Source organism: Pseudomonas pseudonitroreducens (assembly GCF_021603645.1).
Classification (GTDB): domain Bacteria; phylum Pseudomonadota; class Gammaproteobacteria; order Pseudomonadales; family Pseudomonadaceae; genus Pseudomonas; species Pseudomonas pseudonitroreducens.
In genome coordinates this window covers 18222-41588 of sequence record NZ_BQHJ01000002.1, presented here as the reverse complement: position 1 = coordinate 41588, position 23367 = coordinate 18222, and the positions used below count along the sequence as shown (strand labels likewise).

General features: G+C 65.5%; 20 protein-coding genes. 4 read left to right on the top strand and 16 right to left on the bottom strand.

What is annotated here, in order from left to right:
* Positions 1-2: 2 nt before the first annotated feature.
* The 4 genes from L6D89_RS04360 to L6D89_RS04345 all read right to left on the bottom strand — a co-directional run bounded on the left by L6D89_RS04360 (position 3) and on the right by L6D89_RS04345 (position 5332).
* Positions 3-1181 (bottom strand): acetyl-CoA C-acetyltransferase, encoded by a 1179-nt coding sequence (locus tag L6D89_RS04360; RefSeq protein WP_236198893.1) that lies wholly within the window; start codon positions 1179-1181, stop codon positions 3-5.
* A gap of 98 nt (positions 1182-1279) precedes the next feature.
* Positions 1280-2158 carry an oxygenase MpaB family protein gene (locus L6D89_RS04355; protein WP_236198892.1) on the bottom strand — a complete coding sequence of 293 codons (879 nt, stop codon included), beginning with the start codon at positions 2156-2158 and terminating at the stop codon, positions 1280-1282.
* An 82-nt stretch (positions 2159-2240) separates the two neighbouring features.
* Positions 2241-4178, bottom strand: coding sequence for an acetate--CoA ligase (gene acs / locus L6D89_RS04350; protein WP_236198891.1), 1938 nt, complete (start codon positions 4176-4178; stop codon positions 2241-2243).
* Positions 4179-4240: 62 nt separating this feature from the next.
* Positions 4241-5332, bottom strand: coding sequence for a DJ-1/PfpI family protein (locus tag L6D89_RS04345; protein WP_236198890.1), 1092 nt, complete (start codon positions 5330-5332; stop codon positions 4241-4243).
* A gap of 14 nt (positions 5333-5346) precedes the next feature.
* Here L6D89_RS04345 and L6D89_RS04340 point away from each other — a divergent pair, with 14 nt between their 5' ends.
* Positions 5347-6411, top strand: a complete 1065-nt coding sequence (locus L6D89_RS04340; RefSeq protein ID WP_236198889.1) for a GlxA family transcriptional regulator — start codon at positions 5347-5349, stop codon at positions 6409-6411.
* A 43-nt stretch (positions 6412-6454) separates the two neighbouring features.
* Here L6D89_RS04340 and pgi read toward each other — a convergent pair whose 3' ends face one another.
* From pgi to dksA, 11 genes are all read right to left on the bottom strand, one after another.
* Positions 6455-8119 carry a glucose-6-phosphate isomerase gene (pgi, locus tag L6D89_RS04335; RefSeq protein WP_236198888.1) on the bottom strand — a complete coding sequence of 555 codons (1665 nt, stop codon included), beginning with the start codon at positions 8117-8119 and terminating at the stop codon, positions 6455-6457.
* An 87-nt stretch (positions 8120-8206) separates the two neighbouring features.
* Positions 8207-8587: an aspartate 1-decarboxylase gene (gene panD / locus L6D89_RS04330; RefSeq protein WP_017518923.1), complete on the bottom strand. Its 381-nt coding sequence runs from the start codon at positions 8585-8587 to the stop codon at positions 8207-8209.
* A 122-nt stretch (positions 8588-8709) separates the two neighbouring features.
* Entirely contained in the window at positions 8710-9561 is an 852-nt protein-coding gene (panC, locus tag L6D89_RS04325) for a pantoate--beta-alanine ligase (RefSeq protein WP_236175865.1), read from the bottom strand.
* A complete protein-coding gene (gene panB / locus L6D89_RS04320) occupies positions 9561-10358 on the bottom strand; it encodes a 3-methyl-2-oxobutanoate hydroxymethyltransferase (protein WP_236175864.1) in 798 nt (265 codons plus the stop codon). The genes panC and panB overlap by 1 nt, the downstream gene beginning before the upstream one ends.
* Positions 10359-10499: 141 nt before the next feature.
* Entirely contained in the window at positions 10500-10985 is a 486-nt protein-coding gene (folK, locus tag L6D89_RS04315; RefSeq protein ID WP_236198887.1) for a 2-amino-4-hydroxy-6-hydroxymethyldihydropteridine diphosphokinase, read from the bottom strand.
* Entirely contained in the window at positions 10982-12388 is a 1407-nt protein-coding gene (locus L6D89_RS04310) for a polynucleotide adenylyltransferase PcnB (RefSeq protein WP_236198886.1), read from the bottom strand. The genes folK and L6D89_RS04310 overlap by 4 nt, the downstream gene beginning before the upstream one ends.
* 753 nt (positions 12389-13141) lie before the next feature.
* Positions 13142-14578 carry a sigma-54-dependent transcriptional regulator gene (locus tag L6D89_RS04305; protein ID WP_236175861.1) on the bottom strand — a complete coding sequence of 479 codons (1437 nt, stop codon included), beginning with the start codon at positions 14576-14578 and terminating at the stop codon, positions 13142-13144.
* A gap of 26 nt (positions 14579-14604) precedes the next feature.
* Positions 14605-17556: a sensor histidine kinase gene (locus tag L6D89_RS04300; RefSeq protein ID WP_236175860.1), complete on the bottom strand. Its 2952-nt coding sequence runs from the start codon at positions 17554-17556 to the stop codon at positions 14605-14607.
* A complete protein-coding gene (locus L6D89_RS04295; RefSeq protein WP_015478907.1) occupies positions 17540-17716 on the bottom strand; it encodes a hypothetical protein in 177 nt (58 codons plus the stop codon). The genes L6D89_RS04300 and L6D89_RS04295 overlap by 17 nt, the downstream gene beginning before the upstream one ends.
* A gap of 204 nt (positions 17717-17920) precedes the next feature.
* The gene (gene gluQRS, locus L6D89_RS04290; RefSeq protein ID WP_236198885.1) at positions 17921-18808 is read right to left on the bottom strand and encodes a tRNA glutamyl-Q(34) synthetase GluQRS; all 888 of its coding nucleotides are present in this window, start codon (positions 18806-18808) and stop codon (positions 17921-17923) included.
* 95 nt (positions 18809-18903) lie between these two features.
* Positions 18904-19347: an RNA polymerase-binding protein DksA gene (gene dksA / locus L6D89_RS04285; RefSeq protein WP_015478905.1), complete on the bottom strand. Its 444-nt coding sequence runs from the start codon at positions 19345-19347 to the stop codon at positions 18904-18906.
* Positions 19348-19681: 334 nt separating this feature from the next.
* Between dksA and L6D89_RS04280 the strand changes: the two genes are divergently transcribed.
* Both L6D89_RS04280 and sfsA read left to right on the top strand, forming a co-directional pair.
* Entirely contained in the window at positions 19682-20854 is a 1173-nt protein-coding gene (locus tag L6D89_RS04280) for a pyridoxal phosphate-dependent aminotransferase (RefSeq protein ID WP_236198884.1), read from the top strand.
* The gene (gene sfsA, locus L6D89_RS04275) at positions 20854-21561 is read left to right on the top strand and encodes a DNA/RNA nuclease SfsA (protein WP_236198883.1); all 708 of its coding nucleotides are present in this window, start codon (positions 20854-20856) and stop codon (positions 21559-21561) included. Before L6D89_RS04280 ends, sfsA begins: the two co-directional genes overlap by 1 nt.
* Before the next feature lie 167 nt (positions 21562-21728).
* Here the strand turns inward: sfsA and L6D89_RS04270 are convergent, their stop codons facing one another.
* A complete protein-coding gene (locus tag L6D89_RS04270; RefSeq protein WP_236198882.1) occupies positions 21729-22067 on the bottom strand; it encodes a Rieske (2Fe-2S) protein in 339 nt (112 codons plus the stop codon).
* A gap of 242 nt (positions 22068-22309) precedes the next feature.
* Here L6D89_RS04270 and L6D89_RS04265 point away from each other — a divergent pair, with 242 nt between their 5' ends.
* A complete protein-coding gene (locus tag L6D89_RS04265) occupies positions 22310-23365 on the top strand; it encodes a hemin-degrading factor (protein ID WP_373874928.1) in 1056 nt (351 codons plus the stop codon).
* The last annotated feature ends 2 nt before the right edge of the window (positions 23366-23367 follow it).

The window sequence follows — 23367 nt, the reverse complement described above, 5'->3', positions numbered from 1 at the left end:
TGTTACCGCTCCAGGGCCAGCGCCACACCTTGCCCACCGCCGATGCAGAGCGTCGCGAGGCCCTTTTTCGCGTCCCGGCGGAGCATCTCGTGCACCAGGGTGACGAGCACGCGGCAGCCCGATGCGCCGATGGGATGGCCAAGGGCGATGGCGCCCCCGTTCACGTTCACCTTCGCAGCATCCCAATCCAGCTCCTTGCCCACCGACAGAGCCTGGGCGGCGAATGCCTCATTGGCTTCGATCAGGTCCAGGTCGGCAAGCTGCCAGCCGGCTTTCTCCAGGCAGCGGCGGGTGGCCGAGACCGGCCCGATGCCCATGATGGCCGGATCCACGCCCGCGTTCGCATAGGCGGCAATGCGAGCCAGTACCGGCAGGCCGAGCTCGGCGGCCTTGGCGGCGCTCATCAACAGCACGGCAGCGGCGCCGTCATTGAGGGTTGAGGCGTTGCCAGCGGTGACACTGCCGTCCTTCCTGAACGCCGGCTTGAGCTTGCCCAGAGATTCGGCAGTGGTGCCGGCGCGCGGCTGCTCGTCGGTGTCGAAGCGCAGCGGATCGCCCTTGCGCTGGGGGATCTCGATAGCCGTGATCTCCGCCTTGAAACGGCCGGCTTCGATGGCCTCAACGGCCTTGCGCTGGGAATCGGCCGCGAAGGCGTCCTGCTCTTCGCGGCTGATGCCGTACTTCTCCACCAGATTCTCGGCGGTGATGCCCATGTGGTAGTCGTTGAAGGCGTCCCACAGGCCGTCCTGGATCATGCTGTCGATCAGTTTGGCGTGGCCCATGCGCAGGCCGGTGCGGGCGCCGGGCATGACGTAGGGGGCGAGGCTCATGCTTTCCTGACCTCCGGCGATGACCACGTCGGCGTCGCCGCAACGGATGGCCTGTGCGGCCAGGTGCAGAGCCTTGAGGCCGGAGCCGCAGACCTTGTTGATTGTCATCGCGGGCACGCTGTTGGGCAGCCCGGCAGCGATCGAGGCCTGGCGTGCCGGGTTCTGGCCGGCGCCGGCCGTCAGGGTCTGGCCGAGGATCACCTCGTCGACCCGGGCCGGGTCCAGGCCGGTCTGTTGCAGCAGGCTGCGAATCACCGCGGCGCCCAGCTCATGGGCCGGCAGCGCGGAAAGCGAGCCCTGGAAGCTGCCGATGGCGGTACGGGTGGCAGCGACGATGACGACTTCTTGCATGACACGAATCCTCTGTCGGGAGCGGCGAGGCCGCAGCGAAGGGTCATGGTTGCACGCCCGCCGCCGGCTCACCACCCCGCGAACCGGGTAGTCACGTTTCAGCGCAGAGGCGGTAGTCCCATGCGACGGCGTGCGCGGTGCAGCGAGCCATTGCGCACTGCCCAGCGCAGCAGCGGCACGCTGCGCTTCACGCTGGAGCGGATCAGCTGGCGCTGCAGGCTGCCCAGGCTGAGGCCGAGCTGGTCGGCGGCCCAGTCGGGCAGCAGGTCGATGCCGGCGCGCATCATCAACATGCCAAAGGGCTTGGCGAGGAAGCTGGGGGCGGGTGCGTTGAACAGTACGCTGACCACCTCGCGGGTGCGTTCGTCGTAACGAAGCTGTGGCCGCATGCGTTGCAGGTAGGCGGCAACCTCCGCACGGGAGCGCGGAACGTCGCGCGCTCCGAGTCGCTCGGCGATGAGAGCGATCTCGTCGTAGTAACGGTCCTGTTCCTCTCCGGGAAGATTCGGGTTCAGGTAGCGCAGGTGCGAGGCGAGGAAGCAGCTGACTTCGGCGACGTGCACCCAGGTGAGCAGGTCCGGGTCGCTGGCGGCGTAGGACGAGCCATCGGGCAGCGTGCCATGGACGTTGTCGTGGATACGGCGCACCCGCTCGATCAGTTTCTCGGCGTCGCCGCGCGAGCCATAGGTGGTGGCGGAAATGAACTGCCCGGTGCGGCGCAGGCGACCGAGCATGTCGGCGCGGAAGTTGGAGTGGTCCCACACGCCACCCAGTGCGCCCGGATGGAGCATCTGCAGGAGCAGGGCGCTGATACCACCGATGAGCATCGAGCTGAAGTCACCGTGGACTCTCCAGCTCACGGAGTCCGGCCCGAACAGGCCGGGGTCGCCCTTGGGCGACTCGAAGTCGACCCCGCCCAGGGCGAGGCCGGTCAGGCTGAGTACCTGGCTTTCGATATGACGACGTACGGTTTCCATTGCGGCGGACAGGCCTCGGGGCAAGGACGACAGGTCTGTTCTCTAAACCTAGCATCTTTGCCCCTGTGGCCTGTAGCGCGGGTCAACGGTTGAGGCGGTTGTCGATCAGCCCCTGCACCACGCTGGGGTCGGCCAGGGTCGAGGTGTCGCCAAGGTTTTCCAGTTCATTGCAGGCGATCTTGCGCAGGATGCGCCGCATGATCTTGCCCGAGCGGGTCTTGGGCAGGCCCGGCGCCCACTGCAGCATTTCCGGCTTGGCGAAGCTGCCGATCTCCTTGCTCACCAGGGCCAGCAGCTCCTGCTTGAGCGCGTCGCTGGGTTCGATGCCATTCATGGTCGTGACGAAGGCGTAGATGCCCTGGCCCTTGAGGTCGTGCGGATAGCCGACCACGGCAGCCTCGGCGACCGAGTCATGCAGTACCAGCGCGCTCTCCACCTCGGCGGTGCCGATGCGGTGGCCGGAAACGTTGATCACGTCGTCCACGCGACCGGTGATCCAGTAGTAGCCATCCTCGTCGCGGCGCGCGCCGTCGCCGGTGAAGTAGTAGCCGGGGTAGGGCTTGAAGTAGGTGTCGATCATCCGCTGGTGATCGCCATAGACGCTGCGGATCTGGCTGGGCCAACTGGCCTTGACGGCGAGCACACCGGAGCCGGGGCCGTCGATTTCCTTGCCCTGCTCATCCAGCAGTACCGGTTGCACACCGAAGAAGGGGCGAGTGGCCGAGCCTGGCTTGAGATCGGTGGCGCCGGGCAGCGGGGTGATCAGGATGCTGCCGGTTTCGGTCTGCCACCAGGTGTCGACGATGGGGCAGCGCTGCTCGCCGACCACGTTGAAGTACCACTCCCAGGCTTCCGGGTTGATCGGCTCGCCCACCGAACCCAGCAGGCGCAGGCTGCTGCGGTCGGTTTTCTGCACGGGGGCCTCGCCCTCGCGCATCAGTGCGCGGATCGCGGTCGGTGCGGTGTAGAAGATGTTCACCTGGTGCTTGTCGATCACCTGCCAGAAGCGCGAGGCGTCGGGGTAGTTCGGCACGCCTTCGAACATCAGGGTGGTGGCGCCGTTGGCCAGCGGGCCATAGACGATGTAGCTGTGGCCGGTGACCCAGCCGACGTCCGCGGTGCACCAGTAGATGTCGCCGTCGTGGTAGTCGAACACGTACTTGTGGGTCATCGCCGCGCCCAGCAGGTAGCCGCCGGTGGTGTGCAGCACGCCCTTGGGTTTGCCGGTGGAGCCGGAGGTGTAGAGGATGAACAGCGGGTCCTCGGCGTCCATCGGCTCCGCAGCACAGTCCTCGCTGACTTCGCCCAGCGCTTCGTGGTACCAGAGGTCACGCCCTTCGACCCACGGGATCTCGCCCTGGGTACGCTCGACCACCACCACCGTGGAGACGTTCGGGCAGTCGGCCAGGGCCTTTTCCACGTTCTTCTTCAGCGGGATGTACTTGCCGCCGCGCACGCCTTCGTCGGCGGTAATCACCGTACGGCAATCGGCGTCGTTGATACGGTCGCGCAGGGCATCCGGGGAGAATCCACCGAATACCACCGAGTGGATCGCGCCGATTCGTGCGCAGGCCAGCATGGCGTAGGCCGCCTCGGGGATCATCGGCATGTAGATGCAGACCCGATCGCCCTTCTCCACGCCGCGGCTCTTCAGCACATTGGCCAGGCGGCAGACGTGGCTGTGCAGCTTGCGGTAGGTGATGTTGGCGGACTCGGCCGGGTTGTCGCCTTCCCAGATGATCGCGACCTGCTCGCCGCGCTGTTCCAGGTGGCGGTCGATGCAGTTGTAGGTGACGTTGAGCTGGCCGCCCTTGAACCAGGACGCCTGGCCCTTCGCCAGGTCACCGCGGTGCACCGAGTGCCAGGGCTTGAACCAGTCGAGGAAGGCCTTGGCCTGCTCGCCCCAGAAGGCTTCCGGGTCGTCTACCGACTGCCGGTAGAGGCGCTGGTAGGCATCGTTGTCGAGGTAGGCACGCTTGCGTACGGCCTCCGGCACGGGGTGAAGGCTGATCTCGTACATGGGGAATCCTTGTTGTTGTTGAGCCGAGATGCCCTCAAGGGTGCATCCAAGGCATGGCGGGTTCAAGGGTTGTCCATGTTGTTTCGACGCGCCAGGTGGCCGGATTGTTCAGGCGAGGCGTATTCCAGCTGGGCAGCGACCAGTTGCCGGGTCGCTTCACCGTAGCGCCGGGCGATGGCATCGAGTGCTCTGTCGAGCGTCTGGATCGCCGTGGCACCGAGTCCGGGCAGTGGCGGATGCCTGTCGGCCTGGTCGGGGAGGAAGATCAGGCCCCCGGCACTGGTGACGGGGTGTGCTGCAGTGGCCTGCACTTCGCTGCGGAAGGTGCGCGCCCAGGCATCCACGGCCAGTGCCAGGCTGACTTCATCGAAGCCTGGCTCCAGGGAAACATCGAAGTCCTCGTGGTTCCACAGCGCCAGATAGTTGCCGGCGGCGGTCAGGTAGCCACTGGCGCCCAGGCTGAAGCGCTGGCTGTCGTGTTGGGCTGACCAGTCCTGCACGCCGAACTCGCGAGCGAGCCGGGCAGCTCTGGGCTGCCCGGCGATAGCCGCCACCAGTGCGAGCGATACCGGTAGCGCCGCGGTAACACCGGAGGTGGTGATGATGTTGCCGTCGGCGATGTAGCGGCGATTCTCGATCCAGCGCGCATCGGGAAACTCCCGCTGACGCTGGCTGCGCGAATACCAGTGCCCCGTGGCGCGCCGGCCGTGCAGCAGGCCGGCATTGCCGAGTACCAGTACACCGTCGCAGATACCGATGATGATTGTGCCCTGCGCGGCTTGCGCCCGGACGAAGGCCAGCAGGGCGGGGTCTGCGCTGTCGTGCACAGCGGGCACGATCAGGTAGTCAGCGCCCTGTGGATAACGTTGTTCGAAGGCGTCCAGGCTGGCCTGTGGCTGTAGTCGCAGGGCTGGCATCAGTTGCACCGGCCCGGGCTCCGTGGCGAGGGCGAGCACCTCCGCCGCCGCTGAGCGCCGCAGTATGCCGAGGGGGACGACGTAGTCGGCCAGTTCGGTCATGCGGTTCTGCGCGACGACGGCGATGACCGGGCGTTCGCGGCCGAAGCGCGGTTGATAGGGCGCGAGCGTCTCATCGTCGGCTCGGGCGCAAAGGCTGCAGAGCAGCAGGCAGAGCAGTAGCGGGAAGGAGTGCATGGCCGTCTCCGGGGGTGGGGATTTCCATCCTGCGGGTGATTCTTCTGTCGCTTCCGCCACTGATGGATGAATATCCGCCAATCCTCTTCAAGGGAAACGCCTGGATGAGTGCTCCCCATCGTGTTCTGTTGCTGGTCTTCGCCGACTTCCAGTTGCTCGATGCCACCGGGCCGGCCGATGTGTTTGCCGCGGTCGATGAGCATTTGCCGGCGGCTGCCAGGCCGGCGTACCAGTTGGAGGCGATTTCTCCCTCAGGTGGGCTGGTTCGCTCCAGCACGGGGCTGGAACTGGCGACCAGGGCCTTGCCCGACCCTCGCCAAGCTGCTGGCTGCACCCTGTTGATCGCGGGTGGCCATGGGGTGCAGGCGGCCATGCAGGACGGCGCAGTCGCGAGCTGGCTGGCGCAGGCCGCAGGGCATGCCGCGCGTTGTGCTTCGGTGTGCACCGGAGCGTTTCTGCTGGCTCAGGCCGGCCTGCTGGAGGGCCGGCCGGTTGTTACCCATTGGCGTTACGCTGAACTCCTACAGCGCCTGTTTCCCCGTTTGCGGGTGATGCACGACGCGCTATTCGTGCGTGACTCGACGATCTACAGCTCCGCCGGTGTTACCGCCGGGATGGACCTCTGCCTGAGCCTGCTGGAGGAAGATCACGGCCGTGAGCTTTCGCTGCGGGTCGCTCGCGGGTTGGTGATGTACCTGCGTCGCCCGGGTGGCCAGCGTCAGTTCAGTGCCGAACTGCTGGCGCAGCAGGCACCACCGGGTGGGCAGATGGAGCGCCTGGTGGAATGGCTACGGGACCACTTGGCGCAGGTGCTCGACGTCGAGGAAATGGCGGCGTGGATGGCCATGTCATCGCGCTCGCTGCACCGGCATTGTCAGGCGGAAATGGGCATGACGCCGGCGAAGTTGCTGCTGGCGCTGCGCCTGGAGAGGGCGAGCCAATTGCTGGAGGCGGGAGAATCGTCACTCAAGCGCGTTGCGCTGCAAGCCGGCTTCGATAGCGAGTACAACCTGCGGCGCGCCTTCGTGCAGGCGCTGGGTGTGACGCCCGGAGAGTTTCGGCAGCGCTTCTGCCGCTAGGGTGCGGACGGACGCGCAGGCGCGCCTCCGTCCATTTCCCGGGTCAGCCGCGATGACGACCGCGGAAGAAGTCGATCAGACCCTGGGTGGAGCCATCCTCGGCGGTGCTTTCCTCACTGCCGACCAGGCGACCGTAGACGGCCTTGCCCAGCTCCTTGCCCAGTTCCACGCCCCACTGGTCGAAGGCGTTGATGCCCCAGAGGATGCTCTGCACGTAGACTTTGTGTTCGTACATGGCGATCAGCGCGCCCAGGCGGCGGGCGCTGATGCGCTCCAGCACCAGGGTGTTGCTCGGGCGATTGCCCGGGATCACCTTGTGTGGCGCCAGGCGTTGCACTTCGGCCTCGTCCACGCCCTTGGCGCGCAGCTCGGCCTCGGCCTCGGCGCGGCTCTTGCCGACCATCAGCGCCTGGCTCTGCGACAGGCAGTTGGCGTAGAGCCACTGGTGGTGGTCGGCCACCGGGTTGTAGCTGGACACCGGGACGATGAAGTCGGCCGGGATCAGGTGGGTGCCCTGGTGCAGCAACTGGTGGTACGCGTGCTGGCCGTTGCAGCCCACGCCGCCCCAGATCACCGGGCCGGTGCCGGCGGAGACCGGGCTACCGTCCTGGCGCACGCTCTTGCCGTTGGACTCCATGTCCAGCTGCTGCAGGTGGTCGGTGATGTTCCGCAGGTAGTAGTCGTAGGGCAGGATCGCATGGCTGCGTGCGCCCCAGAAGTCGCCATACCAGACGCCGAGCAGGCCCAGCAGCACCGGGATGTTCTTCTCGAACGGCGAGGTGAGGAAGTGCTGGTCCATGCTGTACGCGCCGGACAGCAGCTCCTTGAAGTTGTTGATACCCACCGACATGGCGATCGGCAGGCCAATGGCCGACCACAGCGAATAGCGGCCGCCGACCCAGTCCCACATGGGGAAGACATTCTCCGGGCGGATGCCGAAGGCCGCGGCGGCCTCCTTGTTGCTGGATACCGCGATGAAGTGGCGGTACAGCTCCGCCTCGCTGCCGCCCTGGGCCAGGTACCAGGCGCGGGCGGCCTGGGCGTTCTTCAGGGTTTCCAGGGTACCGAAGGACTTCGACGAGACGATGAACAGCGTGGTCTCGGCGTTGAGCTTGGCGGTCATTTCGCGGAACTCGCTGCCGTCGATGTTCGCCAGGTAGTGGCAGCGCACGCCCTTCTGGGCAAACGGCAGCAGCGCCTCGGAGACCAGCTGCGGGCCGAGGAATGAGCCGCCGATACCGATGTTCACCACGTCGGTGATCGGCTTCTCGGTATAGCCGCGCCACAAGCCGTTGTGCACCGCGGCAACCAGCTCGGTCATCTGGTGCAGCACGCGATGCACTTCCGGCATCACGTCCTTGCCATCCACCAGCACCTTGTCGCCGATCGGGCGGCGCAGGGCAGTGTGCAGCACCGGACGGCGCTCCGAAGCGTTGATCACCTCACCACGGAACATCGCCTGGATGGCTTCGCCCAGCTTCGCCTCCTCCGCGAGCTTCACCAGCAGGTCGAGGGTGTCCTGGTGGATCAGATTCTTCGAGAAGTCCAGGAACAGGCCGCAGGCGCTCATGGAGAAGCGCTTGAAGCGCTCCGGGTCCTCGGCGAATGCCTCGCGCATGGTGAAGTTCTGCAGATCCTGGCGGTGGGCGGCCAATGCCTGCCAGCTTGCCAGTTGGGTGGCATCCAGCGGGGTGCGGTGGTGTTCCATGACGTACCTTCAGGTAAGACGTGCGTGTTTGAACTTGTGGCTCTTGACCTTGCGACAGCCCGGTTGTTCCGGGCTTGTCACTTCGGTTCAGGCGAGCTGAACCGGGATGGCGTTGCTGGTGTGGCTGAGTTCGTTGCCTGGCGCCATGTACAGCATGCGCGGCTGGTAGCCTTCCAGCTCGGCGTCGCTGAACTGAGCGTACGCGCAGATGATCACCCGGTCACCTACCTTGGCCTTGTGGGCGGCGGCGCCGTTGACGGAAATCATCCGCGAGCCTTCTTCGCCACGAATGGCGTAGGTGGTGAAGCGTTCGCCGTTGTCGACGTTGTAGATCTGGATCTGTTCGTACTCGCGGATGCCGGCGAGGTCGAGCCATTCGCCATCGATGGCGCAGGAGCCTTCATAGTCGAGCACGGCGTGGGTGACTTCGGCGCGGTGCAGTTTGGCTTTGAGCATGATGCTCTGCATGGCGTGGCTCCTGTTTTTCTTCTGGTCGAGGAGAGCGGGGCGAGTATGCCCGAGCACCCGAAGTCGCTCAAGGCCGCGGTTGGCGCGGCTTCGAGGCGAAAATTCGGGTAACGGGCGGGGAATCAGTCGATGTGAAAGGCGAGGTTGTCGATCAGCCGGGTGGTGCCCAGGAAGGCGGCGACCAGGATCACCAACTGATGGTCTTCCGCGCTGGCCGGACGCAGGCCGATGGGCTCGCGGGCTTCGAGGTAATCGATGCGCAGGCCGGCCGCTTCGATCTGTTGGCTGCCCTCGGCGAGCAGCGCAGGGAAGTCTCGTTCACCCTGGCGAATGCGCTCGGCCAGCTGCTTCAGGGTGCTCTGCAGGACCGGTGCGATGGCGCGTTGCTCTTCCGTCAGGTAACCGTTGCGCGACGACAGGGCCAGGCCGTCGTCGGCGCGCACGGTGGGCTCGCCGAAGATCTGGATCGGCAGGTTCAGGTCGCGCACCAGCTTGCGGATCACCGCCAGTTGCTGGAAGTCCTTCTCGCCGAACAGCGCCATGTCGGGCTGAACCATGTTGAACAGCTTGCAGACGACGGTGGCGACGCCATCGAAGTGGCCCGGTCGGCTGCCGCCGCACAGGCCCTCGGAGACGCCAGTGACGTGCAGACGGGTCTGGCCGTCCATGCCGTCCGGGTACATCTCCTCGACGGTGGGGGCGAACAGCAGGTGGCAGCCGGCGGAGAGCAGCTTCTCCTGGTCTGCCGCCAGGGTGCGCGGGTACTTGTCCAGGTCCTCGCTGGGGCCGAACTGCAGCGGGTTGACGAAGATGCTCGCCACCACGAAGTCGGCGCGCTGACTGGCCTTGGTCACCAGGGCGGCGTGGCCGGCGTGCAGGTTGCCCATGGTCGGCACCAGCGCGATGCGCTTGCCTTCGCTACGGGCGCGCGCCACGGCGGCACGCAAGTCGCGAACTGTCTTGACTGTATTCATCAGGCGAAACCGTGCTCCGGGCCGGGGAAGGTGCCGTCCTTGACAGCCTTCACGTAGGCGGCGAAGGCGGACTGGATGTCAGGCTGGCCTTCGAGGAAGTTCTTCACGAACTTCGGCGAACGACCGGACAGCGACAGGCCGAGCATGTCGTGCATCACCAGCACCTGGCCGTCGGTGCTGCTGCCCGCGCCAATGCCGATGACAGGGATCTTCACCGCTTCGGTGATTTCCTTCGCCAGGGCGGACGGCACGCATTCCAGCAACAGCGCGGCGGCGCCGGCCTGCTCCAGGGCGATGGCATCGGCGCGCAACTGGCGCGCCTGGGCTTCCTGGCGACCTTGCACCTTGAAGCCGCCGAACAGGTTGACGGCCTGCGGGGTGAGGCCAAGGTGCGCGCACACCGGGATGCCCATCTGGGCCAGGCGAATGATCGGCTCGGCGAGCCAGGCGCCGCCTTCGAGCTTGACCATGTGGGCGCCGGCCTGCATGACCTTCACCGAGTCGCGCAGCAACTGGTCGAGCGAGGTACCGGATTCGAACGGCAGGTCGGTGACGATCAGCGCGCCCTTGTTACCGCGTTTCACCGCGGCAGTGTGGTAGGCCATATCCTCCACGGTCACCGGCAGCGTGCTGTCGTGACCTTGCAGGACCATACCCAGGGAGTCACCGATCAGCAGCATTTCGGCACCGGCAAGACTGGCGGTGTGGGCGAAAGTGGCATCGTAGGCGGTCAGCATCGCGATCTTTTCGCCGCTTTGCTTGAGACCTTGCAGGGTGGTCAGGGTGACATCAGGCATGAAAGTGTCCTCGGTTCTGCGCCGGGCAGGGGCAAACGGGGCCCTATAGTCCGGATCGAAAAAGGCTAAGTCAATTGCAGGTGTTACCGCGTTGTTACGGCGTTACTGCCAGTGCGCCCCGCGCCTGGGGCGCAGCATGCATCAGGACAGACGCTCGAGGCCGCTGAACGGACAGGCGGCGAGCAGCTCGGGAAGGCTGCGCCCATCGGGGAAACGCAGGTGTGGGGCGAGGTCCGCCAGCGGGTAGAGCACGAAGGCGCGGGCGTGCATGTGGTAATGCGGCACGCTCAGGCGCGGCTCGTCGATCACGCGCTCGCCGAACAGCAGGATATCGAGGTCCAGGGTGCGTGGCCCCCAGCGCTCGTCCTTGCGCACGCGGCCTTGCTCCAGTTCGATGGCCTGCAGGGCATCGAGCAGGGCGAGCGGCTCCAGATCGGTATCCAGTGCCGCCACCGCATTCACGTAGCACGGCTGGTCCGGCGGGCCCAGCGGGTCGCTGGCATACAGCGGGGAGACCGCCGCCACCTTGGTGGCGGGGACCTGCGCCAGCGCCTTCAGCGCGGCTTCCAGCTGCTGGCGCGGCTCGGCGAGGTTGCTGCCGAGCCCGATGTACACGCGTTCGCTCATTCGCTGCTGGCGCCTTCGGTACGCGGGCCGCGACGACGGCGGTTGCTGCCGCCACGGCGGCGTTTGCGCGGTGCGGCGCTGCCGCCTTCTTCCTGCTGGCTGGCCAGGTTGCGGATCATGCCGCGGCGTTCGCCGTCGCTGGCTTCCTGGTAGTCGGTCCACCAGTCACCGAGGCCGCCGGTTTCCTCGCCGGCGCTCTCGCGCAGCAGGAGGAAGTCGTAGCCGGCGCGGAAACGCGGGTTTTCCAGCAGCAGGTCGGCCTTCTTGCCCTGGCGTCGCGGCAGGCGCTCCTGCATATCCCAGATCTCGCGGATCGGGATGGTGAAGCGCTTGGGCACCGCGGTGCGCCGGCACTGCTCGAGGATCAGCTCGTGGGCCGCCTCCTGCATCGCCGGGATCGGCGGCATGCCGCGGTCCTGCAGCTTCAGCACGCGGGCGGGCAGGGCCGGCCAGAGCAGTGCGGCGAACAGGAAGGCCGGAGTGACCGGCTTGCCCAGGCGAATACGCTCGTCGGTGTTGGCCAGGGCCTGGCGCATCAGCTTGCCGGCGTATTCGGGGTTTTCCTTCAGCGCCTTGGCGCTTGCCGGGAACAGCGGAGCGAACAGGTCGTATTCGTTGAGCAACTCAAAGGTGCGCTCGGCCTTGCCGCTGAGGAACAGCTTGAGCACCTCGTCGAACAGGCGTGCGGAGGGAATCTCGTTGAGCAGCGGTGCCAGGCGGCGGATCGGCGCGGCGCTGTGCTTCTCGATCTCGAAGTCCAGCTTGGCGGCGAAGCGTACGGCCCGCAGCATCCGCACCGGGTCTTCGAGGTAGCGCTGCTCCGGGTCGCCGATCAGGCGGATCAGGCGGTTGCGGATATCGCGCACGCCATGGGCGTAGTCGAGGATGCGCTCGCCGGTAACGTCAAAATACAGGGCGTTGATGGTGAAATCGCGGCGCTGCGCGTCGTCTTCCAGGGTGCCATAGACGTTATCGCGCAGGATGCGGCCGGCCTCGTTGCGGGACGCATGGGCGCTATCGGTGTCGTCTTCGCTGACCGGATGGTTGGCGCGGAAGGTCGCGACCTCGATGATCTCGCGGCCGAAATGTACGTGGACCAGCTTGAAGCGGCGGCCGATCACCCGCGCATTGCGGAATTCGGCACGCACCTGCTCGGGAGTGGCGCTGGTGGCCACGTCGAAGTCCTTGGGGGGAATGCCCAGCAGCGGGTCGCGAACGCCCCCGCCGACGATGTACGCCTGGTAGCCGGCCTTGGTCAGGCGCTCCACGACGTTCACCGCGTTCCTGCTGAACTGGTCTCGCCGCAGCGAGTGCTGATGATTGCCAACGACTTCCGGAGTAGTGCGGACGGCGCGCGGACGGCGCAGTGGGGATCGGATGGACTGGATCAGCTTTTTCAGCATGTGTGCACTATCGGGAATGGATGTATGGATGGCGTACGCGGCGCCGCTTGTTGACGGCGATTCCTGGAGAATAGCGGGTGTCTGCCGCTGCCTGGAAACAATTGGCAGCAAATCGGCCGCCTTCTGCGCCGCGGCGATTCTAGCATTGTGGGGTGGGATGATGAAGAAAACTGGGGAAAGGGACTTGCGGGGAGACAGGAGGAGAGTGTAGCGAAAGCTACTGGGGGAGCCGAGGCTCCCCCCCAAATAGGTGCGTGCTTTGTTTTTATTATGTTTACCGGGCTTGTTGTTTTTGTTTGTAGACCCGTCCCTCGAAGCTACCTGCTTCGGGGAACCTTCCACACATGGAAGGTTTCAATAGCAAACGGATTGCTTTGGTCGCTGAGTGAGCAATGATCTTGCGATCCAACCAGTTTTGCGTGCTGCCTCAAGACAGTTTTATTCTTCTTGACTGGTTGCGGGACTTCTCCCGACGGCTACCCTTCTCCAAAAGAATCAGTTAGCTGCGCCTCCGCGATCTTGTTTTTGTTGTGCTGGAGTCGTTTCGTCTTGTTCTTATTGTGAGTGGTCGTGCTTGTTATTGTTGTTGTACCAATAACAAAGCAGATGCCGTGCCAACTTTTGCGAATCCTTATTTTTCAAGGGTTTGCGCTGATTCGCCCTTGCCGGGCAGGCACAAAAAAGCCGGGTTCCCGTTACCGATGAACCCGGCTTTTGTTACGGAGCTTGTCTCCGGTAACAGTGTGAAACGTGTTACGAGTCAGCCGATGCGCCGGATTTGCGGCGTGGGATGCCCAGGCGCTGGCGGCGTTCCCACAGGCATTTGCGGCTGATGCCCAGCTTGCGGGCCAGCTCGGTCTCGGTCATGTGGTCCTGGTGCTCGAGGACGAAGTGCTGGAAGTAGTCTTCCAGCGACAGATCCTCGGTGGGCTCGTGGTTGCTGGCGCTGCCGTTGCTCGGGCGCAGGTCGCCGTCATCGCCGAAGTCGTCGTCCAGATCATCCAGTTCGATGTCGATGCCCAGCAGGTCGGCGGGGATCTCCTGGCCCTCGCTGAGGATCACTGCACGTTCGATGGCGTTCTCCAGTTCGCGCACGTTACCCGGCCACGGGTAGTGACGGATGGCCTGTTCAGCCTCGTGGGAGAAGGTCAGCGCCTGGCGCCCCATCTGGGAGCACTGGCGCGCCAGGAAGGAGCGGGCGATTTCCATCACGTCGGGGCCGCGTTCGCGCAGGGGCGGCAGCTTCAGCGAGATGACGTGCAGGCGGTAATAGAGGTCTTCGCGGAACTGGCCAGTCTTGGCCAGCATCTTCAGGTCGCGGTGGGTCGCGGCGATCAGGCGCACATCGACCTTCTGCGATTGCACCGAGCCCACGCGGCGAATCTCGCCTTCCTGCAGTACGCGCAACAGGCGTGCCTGGGCCTCGAGCGGCAGTTCGCCGATCTCGTCGAGGAACAGCGTGCCACCGTCAGCGGCTTCCACCAGGCCTGCGCGACCAGCGCTGGCGCCGGTGAACGCACCTTTTTCGTGGCCGAACAGTTCGGATTCGATCAGGGTTTCCGGGATCGCCGCGCAGTTCACCGAGATCAGCGGCGCCTTGGTGCGCTTGGAGAGGTTGTGCAGCGCGCGGGCGACCAGTTCCTTGCCGGTGCCGGATTCACCCTGGATCAGCACATTGGAGTCGGTGGGCGCGACCTTGCGGATCTTGGTGTAGAGCTCCTGCATGGGGGGGCAGGAGCCGATGATGCCGATCTCGCCATCCGCGGCGGCGGTGTTACCGCTGCTACGCTCGGCAGCCTTGGCGTTACCGCGGGCTTCGGCGGGGGCGTTACGGTTCTCCTGGCGATCCTTGAGGATGCGTGCCACGGCCTGGAGCATCTCGTCGTGGTCGAACGGCTTGGCGATGTAGTCCACCGCGCCCATCTTCATCGAGTCCACCGCCGAGCGCAGGCTGGCGTAGCTGGTCATGATCAGCACCGGGGTGCCCTGCGCCAGCTTGATCAGTTCGGTGCCGGGCGCGCCGGGCAGGCGCAGGTCGCTGACGATCATGTCGAACGACGGGATGCTGTAGCGCTCCTGGGCCTCCTGTACCGAGCCAGCTTCGCTGACCTGATACTGGTTGCGCTCGAGCAATCGTCGCAGGGCGGAACGGATGATGGTTTCGTCTTCGACGATGAGGATATGTGCCATGTATTCAGCTCTCTCGACGTGCTCGTTTACTGCTCGGCCGTCGGGCCAGGATGCCGCGGCAAGGTGACGCTGATGCGGGTACCGCATTCGCGTTCCGGGTCTGCCGGGCTGTCTATGGTGATTTGCCCATAATGCTCTTCCACGATCGAATAGACCAGCGCGAGGCCCAGGCCGGTTCCCTTGCCCGGGTCCTTGGTGGTGAAGAACGGCTCGAACAGGCGGTCGATGATCGATTTGGGTATGCCACTGCCTTCGTCCTCGACGATCAGGTCGATGGTCTGCTCCGAGGCTTCGGTGCGCACGCGGATCGCGCCGTTGGGCGGGGAGGCGTCGCGGGCGTTGGACAGCAGGTTGATCAGTACCTGAGCCAGGCGCTGGGAATCGCCCTCGACCCAGTGCTCCGGATCGCACAGGTTGAAGAACTGCACGTCGACGCTGCGCTTGTTCAGCGACAGCAGGGCGATGGCTTCATGGGCGACGTCCGCCAGGCATACCGGTTCGGCCGCGACCTGCTTGCCGCCGGCGTGGGCGAAACTCATCAGCGACTGCACGATGCGCGAAACGCGCTTGGTCTGCTCGAGAATCTGCCCGCTGATTTCAGTCAGCTCACCATCGCCTTCGCGTTCTTCCCGCAGGTTCTGCGCCAGGCAGGCGATGCCGGTGATGGGGTTGCCGATTTCGTGGGCGACGCCGGCGGCGAGGCGGCCAATGGAGGCCAGGCGCTCGGAGTGGATCAGTTTGTCTTCCAGCGACTGGGTTTCGGTGAGGTCTTCGACCAGTAATACCAGGCCGCTGTTACCGGGGGCGAGGGGTTCCTCGATCGCCGCCTTGTGCAGGTTCAGCCAGCGGGTCTGGCCCTCGATGGACAGGCGCTGCTTGTGCAGGTGCTCGTCGGGCGCGTCGATGAAGCCTTCCAGCAGGCCGCGCCAGGGATCGGGAAGGGCGGCCAGGCGCGAGCCGACCACGCGTTGTGCACTGACTCCGGTGAGTTCCTCGATGGCGCGGTTCCACATGAGGATTTCCTGGTCCTTGGCCAGCGAGCACACGCCCATCGGCAGGTCCTGCAGGGTTTGGCGGTGGTAGCGGCGCAAGGTGTCGAGCTCGGCGGCCAGGCCGGTGAGCCGGGAGTGGTAATCCTCCAGGCGGCTCTCGATGAAGTGGATGTCTTCGGTGACGTAGCTTTCGCTGTTGGCCTTGTAGGGCAGGAAGGTTTCCACCATGTCCTGCGCCACGCTCGGGCCCATCAGGCCGGAGAGGTTCGCTTCGATGCGGTCGCGCAGGCGGCGCAGGGCGTAGGGGCGGCGTTCGTCGAAGGGCAGGTGCAGGTCGCGCAGGGCCTGTTCCACTTCGCGCTGGGCGGTCTTCGCGCCCAGTGGCTTGGCAAGCTGGCTGGCGAATTCCTGAGGGGAAACGGCGATCAGCTCGCGGCGTTGCGGGCGGCGCACGTTATCCACGGCGCAGGCTTCGGCGGCGCCCTTCTCCTCATCGCTGGCTTCGGTGAACAGCGAGACCAGGGTGAACACCAGCACGTTGGCCGCCAGTGAGGCGAGTGCCGCCAGGTGCCAGGTGGTGTCGTCGAGTACATAGAGCGAATTGAACAGCGGCAGGTAGATGCTCTGCATGTTCGCGACCAGCGGGATGAGCATGGTCGCGCCCCACACCAGCATGCCCGCCACCAGGCCGGCGATGAAGCCGCGGCGGTTGGCGGTCGGCCAATAGAGCACGGCCAGCGCGCCGGGGAGGAACTGCAGGGTGGCGACGAAGGAGACGATGCCCAGGTTCGACAGGTCCTGCTCGGCGCCCAGCAGCAGGTAGAAGGCATAGCCGGCCATGATGATCGCGGCGATCAGTGCACGGCGGGTCCACTTCAGCCAGCGGTAGATGTTGCCTTCTGCAGGTGGCTGGTAGAGCGGTAGCACCAGGTGGTTGAGGACCATGCCCGAGAGTGCCAGGGTCATCACGATGATCAGGCCGCTGGCGGCGGAAATGCCGCCGACGAAGGCGGTCAGCGCCAGGGCCGGGCTGTCCACCGAGATGCCCAGGCCGAGGGTGAAGTATTCCGGATTGGTCGATGCTCCCAGGTGCAGGCCGGCCCACAGGATTGGCGGCACCGCCAGGCTCATCGGCAGCAGGAACAGCGGCAGGCCCCAGCTGGCGCTGAGCAGCGAGCGCGGGTTGAGGTTCTCGGTGAAGGTCATGTGGAACATGTGCGGCATGACGATGGCCGCGGCGAAGAACACCAGCAGCAGCGTGCGCCATGGCCCTTCGGCGAGCGGCGTGTGCAGGGTGCTCAGGGCTTCCTGGTTCTGCAGCAGCCAGACCTCCAGGCCGTCCGGGCCACCGAATACCCCGTAGAGGGCGAACAGGCCGATGGAGCATAACGCTACCAGCTTCACCAGTGACTCGAAGGCGATCGCCATCACCAGCCCTTCGTGACGCTCGCGGGTGGCGATGTGGCGTGCGCCGAAGAGGATGGCAAACAGTGTGATCAGTGCGCAGAACGCCAGCGCCGCGCGGTTGGGCTCGGATTCGCGGGTGAGGATGCTGATCGAGTCGGTCACTGCCTGGATCTGCAGTGCCAGCATCGGCAGTACGCCGATCAGCATGAACAGTGTGGTCAGCGCGCCGGCCCAGGTGCTGCGGAAGCGGAAGGCGAACAGGTCGGCCAGCGACGACAACTGGTAGGCCCGCGTGATGCGCAGGATCGGATAGAGCAGCACCGGGGCGAGCAGGAAGGCGCCGGAGACGCCCAGGTAGATCGCCAGGAAGCCGTAGCCGTACTGGTAAGCCAGCCCGACCGTGCCATAGAAGGCCCAGGCGCTGGCGTACACGCCCAGCGACAGGGTGTAGATCAGCGGGTGGCGCACCAGCCGGCGCGGAATGAAGCCGCGCTCGGTGATCCAGGCGACACCGAAAAGGACCATCAGGTAGGCGGCGCTGATCAGGATCAGCTGGGTGAGGCTAAAGCTCGTCAGCATCGCGCTGGCTCTGCAGGATGAAGGTGACGACGATCAGGATCAGCCACAGCAGATACGGGCGGTACCAGGCGCCGTGGGGATCGATCCACCAGTCCATGATGGCCGGTGAGAACAGGTAGATGCCCACGACCAGGAGCAACACCAGTCGGTAGATGTACATGTCGTCTCTCTCTTGGTTCGGCGGGCAGGCTACCTGTGCGCACAGTTGCCGGCAAGCCGGCCGCCGGCCTTGTCTGGCACCGAGCGGCCGCAAGCCATGCAGGAGCGAGCTTGCTCGCGAATCCGAATCCCGCTGCGGGGCTTGTTCGCGAGCAAGCTCGCTCCTACAGACAGGCAGTTCCTGCAGGTGCCCTGTACGACCAGTCTAGAGCTGGGCGTCTTCCAGCGTCAGGCTGTGGGGGATGGCGCTGGTGTCCCAATGGCTGATACCCCAGGCGAGCACTTCGCCCGGCGAAGCATGCAGCAGCTCGGCGGGCGGCTTCTGCCCCAGCGCTTTCAGCGCGCGCACCAGCAGGGGGGCGGCCTGGTCGGCGGCGAGCGGCGGCGAGCGGTAGGACTTGCCGAGCTTGTGGCCATCCGGCTGGATGATCAGCGGCACGTGCAGGTAGCGCGGGGCGGCAATGCCCAGCAACTCCTGCAGGTAGAGTTGGCGCGGCGTGTTGTCCAGCAGGTCGGCGCCGCGAACGATGTCGGTAACACCTTGCCAGGCATCGTCCAGTACCACTGCCAGCTGATAGGCGAACAGCCCGTCGCGGCGGCGGATGATGAAATCGCCCACCTCGCGTCCCAGGTGCTGGTGGAACTCGCCCTGCAGGCGATCGATGAAGCGATAGTCCAGTTCCGGCACGCGGATGCGGATGGCGACGTCGTCGTGCCAGTCATGCTGGGCGTCGCGACAGGTGCCGGGGTAGATGCCGTGCGTGCCTTCGAGTTGCTTGCGCGAGCAGGTGCAGGCGTAGGCCAGGCCGCTGCGCAACCATTGTTCGACCTGAGCGGCATAGGCGTCGCCCCGCTCGCTCTGGCGCTCTACCCGGCCGTCCCATTCGAAGCCATAGCGTTCAAGGGTTTCCAGGATGGCTGCCTGGGCGCCGGGCATTTCGCGCGGCGGGTCGAGGTCCTCCATGCGCACCAGCCACTTTCCCCCCACCGAACGTGCATCCAGGTAGGAGGCGACGGCGGCGACCAGCGAACCGAAGTGCAGGTAGCCACTGGGGGTGGGGGCGAAGCGTCCGATGTACGGGGTGGCAGGCATGGCGGCTCTTGAAAGTGCAGGCGGAACAGCGGCTCTCTAATAAACGGCGGAAACGAAACGGGGCGCCGCAGCGCCCCGTTCGGGATCAACCAGGCTCAGGAGCCCAGTTGCTTTTCCTTGATTTCCGCCAGGGTCTTGCAATCGATGCACAGGGTGGCGGTGGGGCGGGCTTCCAGACGGCGGATGCCGATCTCGACGCCGCAGGAATCGCACCAGCCGTAATCGTTGTCTTCGATCAGTTGCAGGGTCTCGTCGATCTTCTTGATCAGCTTGCGCTCACGGTCGCGGGCGCGCAGTTCGAGGCTGAACTCTTCTTCCTGGCTGGCACGGTCGGCCGGGTCCGGGAAGTTTGCCGCTTCGTCCTGCATGTGGTGCACGGTGCGGTCCACTTCTTCCATCAGCTCAACTTTCCATTTGTTGAGGATGGAGGTGAAGTGCGCGCGCATGCGATCACTCATGTACTCCTCGCCCTTGGTTTCCTGGTAGGGCTCGAAGCCACGAATCAGTTGGCTGCTCTGTTGTTTTGCTTTGGTGGGCATGGATGACCGCCTCTCACTCTCGCTAATCCTCTCGCGGATGGTCCCTCTCCGGCACCGCCGGCCCCGCGCTCGCAGCGGGCGAACTTACCAGAACGATAACGGGGACGCTACTCCCGGTTGTCGAGCCTGACAGTGCCCGCACATGGTCTGATCGCCAGGTTGCCGACCCGCTGGTCACGTCAAGCGGGCTTTTCTGCAAACCTGGGCAGGATCGCAGGTAATTTCCAGACGAAGCCTGCATTTTCCGAGGGCAGCGCTTTAGCGGCGCTGCTGCCCCAGTATTCATCAGTGGCCTGTTAGAATCCCGGCTCTGTCGCAAAGTTCGGAATATTCCATGGCCACCACCTTCAGTGCGCGCAGCCGCGCCATCGAACCTTTCCACGTCATGGCGCTGCTGGCGCGGGCCAATGAGCTGCAGGCCGCGGGCCACGACGTTATCCACCTGGAGATCGGCGAGCCGGATTTCACCACCGCCGCGCCCATCGTCGAGGCCGGGCAGAAGGCCCTGGCAAATGGTCACACGCGCTATACCGCCGCACGTGGCCTGCCGGCTCTGCGCGAAGCCATCGCCGGCTTCTACGCCCAGCGCTACGGCCTGTCGATCGACCCGCAGCGCATTCTGGTCACGCCCGGTGGCTCCGGCGCCTTGTTGCTCGCCAGCAGCCTGCTGGTGGATCCGGGCAAGCACTGGTTGCTGGCCGATCCGGGTTACCCGTGCAATCGCCACTTCCTGCGCCTGGTGGAAGGCGCCGCACAACTGGTGCCGGTGGGACCGGAGAGCCGCTATCAGCTCACCCCGGAGCTCGTCGAACGGCACTGGGATCAGGACAGTGTAGGCGCTCTGGCCGCATCGCCGGCGAATCCTACGGGCACCCTGTTGCACAAGGATGAACTCGCTGCACTGTCTTCCACGCTCAAGGCGCGTGGCGGCCACCTGGTGGTGGACGAGATCTACCATGGCCTGACCTACGGCATCGACGCGTCCAGCGTGCTGGAAGTGGATGACGACGCCTTCGTCCTCAACAGTTTCTCCAAATATTTCGGCATGACCGGCTGGCGCCTCGGCTGGCTGGTGGCGCCGCAAGACGCGGTAGGAGAGTTGGAGAAACTGGCGCAGAACCTCTACATCAGCGCGCCGAGCATGGCCCAGCATGCCGCGCTGGCCTGCTTCGAGCCGGCGACCCTGGCGATCCTCGAGGAGCGTCGCGAGGAGTTCCGCCGGCGCCGCGACTACCTGCTGCCTGCCCTGCGCGAACTGGGTTTCGGCATTGCCGTGGAGCCGGAGGGCGCCTTCTATCTGTATGCCGATATCAGCGCTTTCGGTGGCGATGCCTTCGCCTTCTGCCAGCACTTCATCGAGACCGAACACGTGGCCTTCACCCCTGGCGTCGACTTCGGCCGATACCAGGCGTCGCACCATGTGCGTTTCGCCTACACGCAGAGTGTCGAGCGTCTGCAACAGGCGGTGGAGCGTATTGCCCGCGGCCTGAAGACCTGGCGTCCCTGATGCGCTTCGAGCCAGCGCTGGAAGAGGCGCGCCTGATCAAGCGCTACAAGCGCTTCCTGGCGGATATCGAGACCGCCAGCGGCGAGCTGCTCACCATCCACTGCCCGAACACCGGGTCGATGCTCAACTGCATGAGCGAAGGTTGCCGTGTCTGGTTCAGCCGCTCCGATGACCCCAAGCGCAAGCTGCCGGGCACCTGGGAGCTGGTGGAGACTCCGCAGGGCCGGCTGGCCTGCGTGAACACAGGGCGGGCCAATCGGCTGGTGGAGGAGGCTTTGCTGGCCGGCAAGGTCACCGAGTTGGCCGACTTCGATGAACTGCGCCGCGAGGTTGCCTACGGGCAGGAGAACAGCCGCGCGGACTTCCGCCTGATGGTTGCCGGCAAACCTGTGTTCGTGGAGGTAAAGAGCGTGACCCTGGGCTTCGCCGACACCCCGGTCGCGGCCTTCCCCGATGCCGTCACCCTGCGTGGCGCCAAGCACCTGCGCGAGCTGGCGGCGCTGGCGCGCCAGGGGATGCGCGCGGTGTTGCTGTACGCGGTGAACCTGTCGGAGATCGAAGCGGTGCGCCCGGCGAAGGAGATCGATCCGGCCTATGCGGCGGCGCTGGTAGAAGCGCGCAATGCGGGAGTGGAGGTGCTGGCGTATGGGGCGCGGATCGATACCCGGGAGATTGTTCTGGACCGGCCGCTGCAGGTGTTGCTCTAGTTGCTCGGCTGCTGCTCTGGTGTTGGGCTGTTCGCGAGCAAGCTCGCTCATACAAGGAGCGGCACGGTGCAGGGCGGTCCCCTCTATCGCTTGCGGGCGAGGGCCGGGGTGAGGAGTTCTTGATCCTGTAGGAGCGAGCTTGCTCGCGAACCTGCGCAGTACCGCTTCTACCCCTGAGCCTCGTCGACCCGCTCTTCCAGCCAGATGCCGCGCTCGTCTTCATGGCATGGCAACGCCTCCAGCACATCGCCCAGGCACGGGCCCTGGATGCACTCGCCGGTCTCGATCAGGAACAGCGCGCCATGATGGCCGCATTGCAGCAGGCGGCCGCTGGTATCGAGAAAATTCTCGGCGTCGTAGCCCAAGGGAATTTCCCGGTGTGGGCAGCGGTTGCGGTAGGCGTACACGCGGCCTTCGCGGCGCACGGCGAAGAGGTTCAGGCCTTGGGTCTTGAAGCCCCGGCTCTGGCCTTCGGCCAGGTCATGCGGCGCGCAGAGCAGGATCATTCGACACGGTCTCCATCAGGGCGGCCATTATCCGCGCGTGGATGGCAGGACCGGAAGAGGGTGCACTTCCGTGTGCTGAAGCCGGTGCTCGCCGGGTGCCCCGGCGAAATCGGCGCCGACCTTAAGCGCCTCTGTAAATTAATGCAAATAATTATCAAATAGATTTCCTGAATTTCCTGTGGCAAGGTTCGTCCATGCTGCCTGACTTGTGGCAAGCGCCCCCACGAATGAGGATTTCTGCAATGACGACCCTGACTGCGCCGGCCTCCGAGCTGTATCGCGCCTGGCAAGCCCTGCGCGCCGAGAAACCGCGCCTGCGCGCCCGTGATGCGGCGCAACATCTGGAGGTGAGCGAGGCCGAGCTGACGGCCAGCCGCCTGGGGGTTGACGCCGTGCGCCTCCGCACCGACTGGGCCGCGCTGCTGCCGGCGCTGGGAGCGCTGGGCCAGATCATGGCGCTGACCCGCAACGAGCACTGTGTGCACGAGCGCAAGGGACCGTACCGCGACGTTACCGTATCCGCCAATGGCCAGATGGGCCTGGTGGTGTCCCCGGACATCGACCTGCGGCTGTTCCTTGGTGGCTGGGCCAGCGCCTTCGCCATCAGCGAGGAGACAGCCCACGGCACCCAGCGCAGCATCCAGGTGTTCGACCGCCAGGGCACCGCCGTGCACAAGGTCTTCCTTACCGAGCAGAGCGATCTCGCCGCCTGGGAAGCGCTGGTGCACAGCTTCACTGCTGCCGAGCAGCGCGCCGATCTGCAGCTGGTGGCGCTCGAGCCCAAGGCCGCTGCGCTGGCCGACAGCGACGTCGACGTTGCAGCCTTGCGTGAGGGCTGGGCGGCCCTGAAGGACACCCACCATTTCTTTGCCTTGCTGAAGAAGCACAAGGTCCAGCGTACCCAGGCGCTGCGCCTGGCCGGCCGCGAGTGGGCCGAACCGCTGGCCACCGCCGAATTGCCGCGCCTGCTGGAGGCGGCCGGGGCACAGCAGTTGCCGATCATGATCTTCGTCGGCAATGCCCACTGCATCCAGATCCACACCGGCACCGTGGAAAACCTCAAGTGGATGGACGACTGGTTCAACGTCCTCGACGCGCAATTCAACCTGCACCTGAAGACGCCGGGCGTGGTCGAGTTGTGGCGCGTGCGCAAGCCCAGCAGCGATGGTGTGGTGACCAGCTGGGAAGCCTTCGACGCCAATGGCGAGCTGGTGCTGCAGCTATTCGGCGCGCGCAAGCCAGGCGTTCCGGAGTTGCAGGGCTGGCGCGAACTTGCCGAATCCTTCCCGGCACGCTGAGG

Coding starts and splice junctions, on each gene's coding strand:
- L6D89_RS04360 (WP_236198893.1), bottom strand. CDS start 1,181: ATGCAAGAAGTCGTCATCGTCGCTGCCACCCGTACCGCCATCGGCAGC.
- L6D89_RS04355 (WP_236198892.1), bottom strand. CDS start 2,158: ATGGAAACCGTACGTCGTCATATCGAAAGCCAGGTACTCAGCCTGACC.
- acs (WP_236198891.1), bottom strand. CDS start 4,178: ATGTACGAGATCAGCCTTCACCCCGTGCCGGAGGCCGTACGCAAGCGT.
- L6D89_RS04345 (WP_236198890.1), bottom strand. CDS start 5,332: ATGCACTCCTTCCCGCTACTGCTCTGCCTGCTGCTCTGCAGCCTTTGC.
- pgi (WP_236198888.1), bottom strand. CDS start 8,119: ATGGAACACCACCGCACCCCGCTGGATGCCACCCAACTGGCAAGCTGG.
- panD (WP_017518923.1), bottom strand. CDS start 8,587: ATGCAGAGCATCATGCTCAAAGCCAAACTGCACCGCGCCGAAGTCACC.
- panC (WP_236175865.1), bottom strand. CDS start 9,561: ATGAATACAGTCAAGACAGTTCGCGACTTGCGTGCCGCCGTGGCGCGC.
- panB (WP_236175864.1), bottom strand. CDS start 10,358: ATGCCTGATGTCACCCTGACCACCCTGCAAGGTCTCAAGCAAAGCGGC.
- folK (WP_236198887.1), bottom strand. CDS start 10,985: ATGAGCGAACGCGTGTACATCGGGCTCGGCAGCAACCTCGCCGAGCCG.
- L6D89_RS04310 (WP_236198886.1), bottom strand. CDS start 12,388: ATGCTGAAAAAGCTGATCCAGTCCATCCGATCCCCACTGCGCCGTCCG.
- L6D89_RS04305 (WP_236175861.1), bottom strand. CDS start 14,578: ATGGCACATATCCTCATCGTCGAAGACGAAACCATCATCCGTTCCGCC.
- L6D89_RS04300 (WP_236175860.1), bottom strand. CDS start 17,556: ATGCTGACGAGCTTTAGCCTCACCCAGCTGATCCTGATCAGCGCCGCC.
- L6D89_RS04295 (WP_015478907.1), bottom strand. CDS start 17,716: ATGTACATCTACCGACTGGTGTTGCTCCTGGTCGTGGGCATCTACCTG.
- gluQRS (WP_236198885.1), bottom strand. CDS start 18,808: ATGCCTGCCACCCCGTACATCGGACGCTTCGCCCCCACCCCCAGTGGC.
- dksA (WP_015478905.1), bottom strand. CDS start 19,347: ATGCCCACCAAAGCAAAACAACAGAGCAGCCAACTGATTCGTGGCTTC.
- L6D89_RS04280 (WP_236198884.1), top strand. CDS start 19,682: ATGGCCACCACCTTCAGTGCGCGCAGCCGCGCCATCGAACCTTTCCAC.
- sfsA (WP_236198883.1), top strand. CDS start 20,854: ATGCGCTTCGAGCCAGCGCTGGAAGAGGCGCGCCTGATCAAGCGCTAC.
- L6D89_RS04270 (WP_236198882.1), bottom strand. CDS start 22,067: ATGATCCTGCTCTGCGCGCCGCATGACCTGGCCGAAGGCCAGAGCCGG.
- L6D89_RS04265 (WP_373874928.1), top strand. CDS start 22,310: ATGACGACCCTGACTGCGCCGGCCTCCGAGCTGTATCGCGCCTGGCAA.